This is a genomic window from Methanosarcinales archaeon (assembly GCA_014859725.1).
Classification (GTDB): Archaea; Halobacteriota; Methanosarcinia; order Methanosarcinales; family Methanocomedenaceae; genus Kmv04.
The window spans coordinates 1-8360 of the sequence record JACUTQ010000100.1 but is presented as its reverse complement, the minus strand read 5'-3'; the positions used below and the strand labels follow the sequence as shown (position 1 = coordinate 8360).

Annotated in this window: 9 protein-coding genes and 1 pseudogene; 6 read left to right on the top strand and 4 right to left on the bottom strand. The window is 43.8% G+C overall.

Annotated elements, in window-relative coordinates; genetic code table 11:
- On the bottom strand, positions 1 to 1159 hold a 1159-nt coding region (locus tag IBX40_08750), incomplete at its 3' end, for a radical SAM protein (GenBank protein MBE0524400.1).
- Between the two features lie 89 nt (positions 1160 to 1248).
- Between IBX40_08750 and IBX40_08745 the strand changes: the two genes are divergently transcribed.
- The gene (locus tag IBX40_08745; protein ID MBE0524399.1) at positions 1249 to 1773 is read left to right on the top strand and encodes a VIT1/CCC1 transporter family protein; all 525 of its coding nucleotides are present in this window, start codon (positions 1249 to 1251) and stop codon (positions 1771 to 1773) included.
- 32 nt (positions 1774 to 1805) lie between these two features.
- Positions 1806 to 2249 (top strand): universal stress protein, encoded by a 444-nt coding sequence (locus IBX40_08740; protein MBE0524398.1) that lies wholly within the window; start codon positions 1806 to 1808, stop codon positions 2247 to 2249.
- On the opposite strand, the gene IBX40_08735 is transcribed toward IBX40_08740, so the two are convergent.
- Positions 2233 to 3183: a calcium/sodium antiporter gene (locus IBX40_08735; GenBank protein MBE0524397.1), complete on the bottom strand. Its 951-nt coding sequence runs from the start codon at positions 3181 to 3183 to the stop codon at positions 2233 to 2235. The two genes, IBX40_08740 and IBX40_08735, sit on opposite strands and share 17 nt — an antisense overlap.
- Positions 3184 to 3245: 62 nt before the next feature.
- Positions 3246 to 3865 (bottom strand): annotated as a pseudogene (locus IBX40_08730) (dihydromethanopterin reductase (acceptor)).
- 178 nt (positions 3866 to 4043) lie between these two features.
- Between IBX40_08730 and IBX40_08725 the strand changes: the two are divergent.
- From IBX40_08725 to groL, 4 genes are all read left to right on the top strand, one after another.
- Positions 4044 to 4730 (top strand): HAD-IA family hydrolase, encoded by a 687-nt coding sequence (locus tag IBX40_08725; GenBank protein MBE0524396.1) that lies wholly within the window; start codon positions 4044 to 4046, stop codon positions 4728 to 4730.
- A gap of 57 nt (positions 4731 to 4787) precedes the next feature.
- On the top strand, positions 4788 to 5600 hold the full coding sequence (gene nadC / locus IBX40_08720; protein ID MBE0524395.1) for a carboxylating nicotinate-nucleotide diphosphorylase: 813 nt from the start codon (positions 4788 to 4790) through the stop codon (positions 5598 to 5600).
- A 96-nt stretch (positions 5601 to 5696) separates the two neighbouring features.
- The gene (gene groES / locus IBX40_08715; protein ID MBE0524394.1) at positions 5697 to 5969 is read left to right on the top strand and encodes a co-chaperone GroES; all 273 of its coding nucleotides are present in this window, start codon (positions 5697 to 5699) and stop codon (positions 5967 to 5969) included.
- A gap of 6 nt (positions 5970 to 5975) precedes the next feature.
- The gene (gene groL / locus IBX40_08710; protein ID MBE0524393.1) at positions 5976 to 7613 is read left to right on the top strand and encodes a chaperonin GroEL; all 1638 of its coding nucleotides are present in this window, start codon (positions 5976 to 5978) and stop codon (positions 7611 to 7613) included.
- Positions 7614 to 7736: 123 nt separating this feature from the next.
- Here the strand turns inward: groL and IBX40_08705 are convergent.
- A partial coding sequence (locus IBX40_08705) for an EamA family transporter (GenBank protein MBE0524392.1) occupies positions 7737 to 8360 on the bottom strand: 624 nt, incomplete at its 5' end.

Genomic DNA, 8360 nt, shown 5'->3' with positions numbered 1-8360 from the left:
CTATGTACTCTGCCCTGAAGTCCTGATTCCTCATAAGACAGGATTTTGCCCTGTATATTCCGGTTTTCTGGATGTTTCTCCATATATCCTTTAGCTGTTCATCCTTGATATTACCATAAGGGATAGGAATGCAGGCGCACGGGAGGACATCACCCCGGGGCGTAACATGAAGCCAGCGCCGCCCGGCAAAACAGCCTGTTACTTCCATCACATGGGGTATGCAGAACAATTTAAGTGGGCCGGTTTTTTTTCGTTTTACAAAATCATCCAGTATCTGGTGATGTTCAGGTGATAGAATATCTGTATCGCGATCGATCCACCTGCCAGTGGGAACGATCTCATAGAACGAGAGTTCATGTACGGCTATTTCCAATGCCAGGTCATAGAACCTGTCCAGATCATTGATATTGTGGGGTGCCACCACTACATAGATATCTACTAAAAGACCTGCATCAAGGCTGTGTTTAATACCTGCCATAGCCTCATTGAACACGCCTTCACGACCGCGTATCCTGTCATGCTCGGCTTGTAGCGGGCTATCAAGGGAAACATTAACTGCATATAATCCGGCATGTGCCAGAGCCCTGGCCTTTTCAGGTGTGAGGCCAGACCCGGATGTGAACACTGTTGAGATGGCCCCTTCAGGCACATAGGCTACCAGTTCTTCCAGTCCATCGTAAATCATTGGTTCACCCCCATCGAAAATGATCTGGGTCGCTCCCATATCCACAGCCTGATCGATGATATTCTTAATTGTAGAGGACTGCAGGCTTATTTTATTCCTGGTGTCTGGCAGAGCACAGTGGATACACCTGTTTGGACATTCCTCTGTGATTGAAATGGTTACCTGTTCAGGGTTAGTGGATAATGGTATGCCCAGTTTCCATCCAGTTTCTGCTATCAAGCTTCTTATCTGGCTGTGTACCAGCCTGTCAAATCCAGTACTGGGTATGGGAGGCATCCAGGTAGAGAAATACAGAACATCCTGCGTGACCCGGGCAGGGATCTGATTATCAAAGATACTTTCCAGATCTTTAATAAAATGTTTCAGCAATGCTGAAACAAGACCCTGTGATTTAGTTCTGACAAAACCGTTATCCATGTAAGCGGATATGGAAAAAAAACCGTTTTGGTATATCTGGAATTCCTGTAAAGTCATAGTCATATCAAGTAGTAGATATTTTGTTTATTATATTTTTATTAAGCATAGGTTTATTGCTAATATTACAAATAAAATCAGATTATCAAATGGAATTTAATATTGAACATGGAAGATACATAATCCTGGGCAGTGTGGATGGGATTCTGGCCATTCTGGGTGTGGTCATCGGCGCATCATTGTCAGGAAATCCTTCTTTTATAATAAGTGCTGCTATTGGAGGGGCTGTCGCCCTTGCCATGACAAACGGTGCAGGTTCGTACCTTGCAGAAGGTGCGGTGGAATACGGTGAACTTTCCAGGCTTGAAAAGCCGCTGCTTCGAAGTCTTGAGAACACGAAACTGGAGAAAGATACAAAAAAGAAGATCCGGGTCGATTCAATAACCCATGGTGGGGCGAGTTTTATAGGTTCACTAATACCCATATTGCCTTTTGTGATCCTGAAGAGTCACCAGCTTGAATGGGCAGTGGGTTTGAGTATTACAGCACTGGCCATTCTGGGAATGTATTCTGGTAAGATTGCGAAGCAGAGTCTTTTGGTCCATTCTGTAAAGATGGTAGGACTGGGAATCGCAATTGTCGTTGCAGTAATATTATTAGGACTTGAACACTAATATGAAAACACATTTCTTTTGAAGGTAAGAATATGAATGATTATGTCAAATACAATAACATCATTGTCCCGGTGGACGAGACTATATCGTCCAAAAGGGCTGTGAAACATGCACTCCATATAGCCAGACTGGAAGGAAGTAAATTAATTCTGGTACATGTTTCAGAGACCGCTGAAGTGGAAAAAATATTCCCTAAGGAATTGTCCAAAAAGATCCTTAAGACAGTGGACGATGAATTACACAAACTGATGGAATCTATCAAAGCTCAGGCTCAAGAATTTTCAATCGAACTGGAAGAGGATGTACTGGAAGGAGAGGACATTGGCGGCGAATTGATAAAATTTGCCAAATCAAGGCACAGTGATCTTATTGTTATGGGGTCAGAATTATTGAGGAAAGACCCGATAGGCAGTCGTACCAGGCGGATAATTGCAGCCGATATAGGCCCGGTACTGGTGGTCACACAGGAAGATTAAACCTAATTATTAAACCTGAACAGCTTAACCCGATAAAAATAATATACATCATCATGTACAGCACTCCCCACAGCCGGGATATATCCTTTTTCTTCATAGCTGCCATCAATATGATGGACAAAAGCAGCATAAATGCAAGACTGAATTGGATGAAATGAACATCTTCAATAACTACTTCCCGTATCATAGAAGCAGTACCCATGGCAAGCATCATATTGGTGACATTGGAACCCATGATATTTCCAAGAATTAACAAGGTAAATCCCCGTTTGGCCGCTGATATCGAAACTGCCAGTTCCGGCAAAGACGTTCCAAAAGCTATCACTGTAATGGCAATAACTGCACTTGATATTCCCAACATATTTGCAATTACTACTGCTGATTCAACCAATAATTTGCTGCCAATGAGCACCCCTGTCAACGCAATAATAATGTAAACTGTCCTTTTTAGAACAAAATTATCATGAGTGGTTTTTTCTTCAGATCTTTTATTGGATTTTAATGAATATATAATATATAATACATATACAACAGTCAAGATCACCCCTTCAGGCCTACTGATATTGTTACCTGACAGGAAGATAATGGTCCCAAGAATAAGTACAATTAGATGGACAATACTGTCTTTTACTATATGGCTGTCTGATATCACAGTATTTCTTATAAAAAACGCAACTCCCAGAATAAGTGCTATATTGGTAATATTGGAGCCGATTATATTGCCCAGCACAATCCCTGATTCTCCAGTAAAAGATGCATAATAAGTTACCATGATCTCTGGAAATGACGTACCAATTCCCACAACAGTAATGCCAATACAAAATTCAGATACTCCAATTGATTTGGCCAGTTTTGAAGCATTATCTATGAAAAAATCACTTGAATATATGAGGATGGGGATTGAAATTAAAAAGAGCAGTATGTCAATTAGCATCGTTATTCTTGCAACAGAAAGTAGCTGATTGTATTTATCATGTTGTGAAAAATTATATCGTTTTAGAGGATTATTTCCAAAATATCATTTGGGTTATCCAGTACAGTGATCTCATCAAGTCCTCTTAAAATCTGAACGTTCCTGCTGTCCAGGTCCCTTTCCTTGAGTTCTACTTCACCACCCTTTATGGCATCGTACTGGCAGACTTTAACACAAATTCCACACCCATTGCACAACAATAGATCGATCTGTGGTTCTGCTGTAATAGCTTCTTCAGGACATTCATCCCTGGGGGACAGGGATCACAATTCATACAAATATCCCTATCAATATTGTATGGCAGTTCTGAGCGAACAACTCCTGCAACATCCACTGGCACCACATGTACTGGAACGCTGCCTTTAACCGCCTGGGTCACTGCATTGGTGACGAGGGTATCTGCAATGCCGTGAGTTATTTTTGCTACTGTATTGGATGTGGCAGGTGTTACTACCAGATGCTCATATTTTCCCATCAGGAACCTGCCGACTTTCGGGTAACTCCAACCCTGGTTCGATTCCAGGAATATCTCTTCCATATACCCGCCAGGTGCGATACTATCCAGTCTATCGAACAGGCCGTACATCTTCAAGACCTCTTCTCCAGCCCCAGATATGAATATTGTTACTTTTAGATCTGGCATGCCCTGTTTGAGTTTCGTGAATACATCAAAACTATCCTTAATATAATGACCTGCCCCTGTAATTGCCCATGCGATTCTCATAATTTTTACCCCTAATATTCAGTTTATAAAAAAATACCTAATAGCATATGACTTTAATCAATATTTATTTATGTACTCCTTTATACATTATTCCTCAATGACGATCAAAGCAGTCCTGTTCGATCTGGATAATACATTGCTGGATTTCTCTGAAATGAAACACATGGCAGTGAATATGGCCATCAGGGCTATGATTGACCAGGGACTGGATATTGACCAGAAAGAAGCTTTTGATATCATTTTTAAGACCTACTGGGAAGTTGGTATTGAGTCTGACAACGCTTTTTCTGAGTTCTTAAAGCGCAGGTTTGGCCAGGTTGATGAGCGCATACTGGCTGCAGGGATCAATGCATACCTTCGCACAAAACCGTCTTTTTTGGAACCGTATCCCAATGTTGTATCCACATTGATAAAAATAATAAAAAAGGGTCTGGTCATCGGAATTGTGACAGATGCTCCCAGGTTGAAAGGATGGCAGAGATTGTGCGCAATGAGGCTGCAGCATTTCTTTGATCATGTTATTACCAGGGATGATAGTGGTGCTCCGAAAACAGGGGGACTTCCATTTGAATATGCACTACAGCAGCTGCAATTGGATCCCGGAGATGTTTTATTTGTAGGCGACAGCGTTGAGCGGGATATCAAAGGTGCAAAGGCCGCGGGTATGATCGCTGCAATGGCAAAGTACGGTACCAAGGACAGCCTAGATACCATTCAGGCAGCCAAACCTGATTATATCTTATCAGATTTTACTGAAATACTTAAGATTATAGAATCGGAGTAATAATTATCGATATTGATAATACTGTTGAAAAACATATCAATATCTGGAGGTCCAAGCTTGCTGATAACTGAACTGGAACGATTCATTGAAGAGGACGTGGGAGCTGATGATACCTCATGCACAATAGTGCCAGAGAAGTGGGTGCATGCAAGGATCATTGCCAAAGAAGATGGGGTACTGGCGGGACTGGAAGAAGCGTACCAGATATTTGATTATTTTGGACTTGAATTCAAATCAGGTTTCCATGATGGTGAATCCATTCAATCAGGCGATGTCATTGCAGAAGTCCGGGGTAAAGCCCGGGACGTATTAAGAGCCGAGCGGCTGAGCCTCAATTTCCTGTGCAGGATGAGTGGGATAGCTACAATTACTGCCAGGTGTATGGCTGATGCAGGAGAGGTGAGGGTGGCATGTACCAGAAAGACCACCCCGGGATTTAGGAAGTTCGAAAAAAGGGCTGTTCAGTCCGGTGGTGGTGACAGCCATAGGTATACGCTATCAGATGCGGTGATGATCAAGGACAACCACATTACTATAATGGGCATAGAAGAGGCTGTAAAAGTTGCAAAGGCAACTGCCAGTTTTACAAAAAAGATCGAAGTGGAAGTATCTGATAGCTCTCAGATGCTGGCAGCTGCAAGAGCAGGTGCTGATATCATCATGTTCGATAATATGCAACCTGAGGAGATACAAAATTGCATCAAACAACTGGAAGATGCAAATCTGCACAGCGGTATAATACTTGAGGCCTCAGGCGGTATAAGACCTGAGAATGTTAAGGAATATGCTGCTACAGGGGTGGATGTGATATCTATGGGATCACTTATCCATTTTGCACAGTGGCTGGATATGGGTATGGATATCCAGTGAACGATATGTTTTTATAGAACCGCTAACAATGTAGATGCTGGACCAATGGGTTCTTCATATAATTTTATAGTTAGAATAGTGGGACAAGGTGATACTATGAATATAAAACCAATAGGTGAAAGAATTTTAATCAAACCGGTCAAAGAAGAAGAAAGGACCGCCAGCGGGATCTATATTCCAGAAGCTGCCAAGGAAAAGAAGAAACAGGGTATTGTGGTGGAATTAGGTACTGTCAAAGATGAAGATAAATTTCCAGTGAAAATTGGCGATTTAGTCTTATATGCCGGCTACAGCTCTGAAGAGTTTGAGATAGATGGCGAGGAATATATTGTCCTGAACTGCAAGGATGTAATCGCGAAATTGGAGTAGGTGAAAATAATGGCAAAAAGAATAGTTTTTGATGATGAAGCAAGGCATGCCCTCATGAGAGGTGTGGACCAGCTTGCCAATACTGTAAAGATCACACTCGGACCAAAAGGCAGGAATGTCGTACTATCATCCAGCTATGGAAGTCCAACCATAACCAATGATGGGGTAACCATTGCAAAAGAGATCGATCTGGAAGATCCAAATGAGAATATGGGTGCCAAACTGGTCAAGGAAGTTGCCACAAAGACCCAGGATGTAGCAGGAGATGGGACCACCACAGCCTGTTTGCTGGCCCAGGCCATCCTGCACAAGGGAATGCGTAACATCACTGTGGGAGCCAATCCTATTGAGATCAAGAAGGGTATCGACAAAGCAACAGAAGCTATCGTTGAATACATAAAGTCAAAGAGCGAAGAGGTCAAGGGTAAGGAAAAGATCACCCAGGTTGCCACCGTCTCAGCTAACAATGATGAAGTCATCGGGAATTTGATCTCAGATGCTATGGACAAAGTGGGGGCTAATGGCGTCATTACTGTTGAAGAGGCAAAATCCATGGAAACTTCCCTGGAAGTTGTGGAAGGCATGCAGTTCGATAAGGGGTACATCTCACCGTACATGGCAACTGACACCGAGAGGATGGAAACTGTCCTGGAAGAACCCAGGGTCCTCATATTTGACAAGAAGATCGGCTCCATGAAGGAATTTCTTCCCATATTAGAAGCCGTGGTGAAGGACAATAAACCGCTTCTTATCATTGCCGAGGATGTTGAAGGTGAAGCCCTGGCCACCATGGTACTGAATATCATTCGCGGTACATTGAGGGTTTGCGCTGTCAAGGCCCCGGGATTCGGGGACGAGCGCAAGGAAATGCTGGAAGATATTGCAGCAGTCACTGGCGGGAAGGTCATAAGTGAAGAGAAGGGCATGAAGCTGGAAAATACCACGCTGGACGATCTGGGCAGCGCCAGGAAGATCAGGGTGAACAAGGAGAAGACCATTATTATCGAAGGACAGGGCAAGAAAGAAGATATTGACCGGAGGGTTACTATCCTTGAAGGCCAGATCAAGCTGGAAGATTCCGATTACAAGGTAAAGAACCTGAAGAAGCGCCTGGGTAAGCTGGCAGGCGGCGTGGCGGTCATTAATGTAGGTGCAGCCACCGAGACCGAGCTCAAAGAAAAGAAGATGCGCATCGATGATGCCTTGAATGCCACCAAAGCTGCCATCGAGGAAGGCGTGGTGGCAGGCGGCGGTATCGCGTTGCTCAGGTCAATCGTCGCTCTTGACCATCTCTCCCTGGAAGGTGACCAGAAGATAGGGCTGGATATTGTCAGTCTGGCCGTCGAAGAACCAGTGAAACAGATCGCTACCAATGCAGGTAAGGAAGGCTCTGTGGTTGTAGAGCATTTGAAAGCTGAGACCAACCCAAATATGGGATATGATGCTAAGACAGATACCTATAAGGATATGATCGAGGCCGGTATCATTGATCCTGTGAAAGTGGTACGAAGCGCATTGCAGAATGCAGCCAGTATCGCCAGTCTGGTGCTGACCACGGAAGCACTGGTATCTGACATTCCAGAAGAGAAGGGCAGCATGCCGGGCATGCCTGGTATGGGACCTGAGAGCTACATGGGAATGTAGCTAATTTTTTTTTTTTGGTAATTGCCATCGTGATCAAGGTAATAAATAAACGCCAAGTAGACGATAAGGTCAATGTGGAACTATTTCGGGGACCGGAAAAGGTGCAGCTGGCCTGCCCTGAAATCATTCATGGATATATTCCACTGGCTTTTCCCTGCTGACTAAAAATGCACCAAGCAATATTAGTCCTCCGCCTGTCAGTGTGGGTATTGAGAAGGGCTCGCTGAGGATGATATAGGCAAATACTGCAGCACTTACTGGTTCCAGCAGTCCCATGATGCTGGCGTTCTGAGCTTTTATGTGTCGCAAACCGCTCAGATATAGAATGAGTGCAATGGTGGGTATGAAGCCAAAGGGTATCAGTAGTAACAGGTTGTCGAGCAACACTACCATGGGAACTATTGAATATGGAATAAATATGACCATTGTTATGAACAGGGCCCATGAAGCCTGTACTGTCCCTGTGTAATGGTTCCTGAGTTTTCTGGATACAAGGATCATGCATGCATATGCCAGCCCTGAGACCAATCCAGCTGCCAGCCCTGTGACCTGACCTGTATCCCGGGATATGGTCTGGGGTTGAACCACCATGATGACACCTGCTATCGCCAGGATGAGAGCAGCAAGACCATGGCGGGTAATGGGTTCTTTGAGTATCAAGGGAGATAATAGAGCCACGTAGATAGGTGCTGTATAGAGCAGTAACACGGCAATGGCGACCGTGGTGTATTTAATTGATATGAAAAA

Coding starts and splice junctions, on each gene's coding strand:
- IBX40_08745 (MBE0524399.1), top strand. CDS start 1,249: ATGGAATTTAATATTGAACATGGAAGATACATAATCCTGGGCAGTGTG.
- IBX40_08740 (MBE0524398.1), top strand. CDS start 1,806: ATGAATGATTATGTCAAATACAATAACATCATTGTCCCGGTGGACGAG.
- IBX40_08735 (MBE0524397.1), bottom strand. CDS start 3,183: ATGCTAATTGACATACTGCTCTTTTTAATTTCAATCCCCATCCTCATA.
- IBX40_08725 (MBE0524396.1), top strand. CDS start 4,044: ATGACGATCAAAGCAGTCCTGTTCGATCTGGATAATACATTGCTGGAT.
- groES (MBE0524394.1), top strand. CDS start 5,697: ATGAATATAAAACCAATAGGTGAAAGAATTTTAATCAAACCGGTCAAA.